Source organism: Shewanella electrica, from assembly GCF_022321485.1.
GTDB lineage: Bacteria > Pseudomonadota > Gammaproteobacteria > Enterobacterales > Shewanellaceae > Shewanella > Shewanella electrica.
In genome coordinates, this window is sequence record NZ_JAKOGG010000400.1 from 1 (window position 1) to 262 (window position 262).

The window sequence follows — 262 nt, forward strand, 5'->3', positions numbered from 1 at the left end:
CTCTTAAAATTACTCGTTCATCATACGCGTTGCGGGAAAACGGCCATACAAACTGGACAATTGATAACCTCACAAGTTTTTGTAAGCTGATTGGACTTGGCCCTGATGAAATTGGTATTTTTTTGTGGATAACCCGTTCGAAAAAACGAACAAAGCTGGATAGGAGTAGCAAACATGGAAAACCAATTACAAGTATTTGACTTTGAAGGTTCCAACGTACGAACCGTAAATATCGATGGTAATCCTTACTTCGTAGGTAAGG

1 protein-coding gene is annotated in these 262 nt (G+C 39.3%); it reads left to right on the plus strand.

Annotated elements, in window-relative coordinates; genetic code table 11:
- A partial coding sequence (locus tag L9G74_RS21040; protein ID WP_238898703.1) for a hypothetical protein occupies positions 1 to 200 on the plus strand: 200 nt, incomplete at its 5' end.
- Positions 201 to 262: the final 62 nt, after the last annotated feature.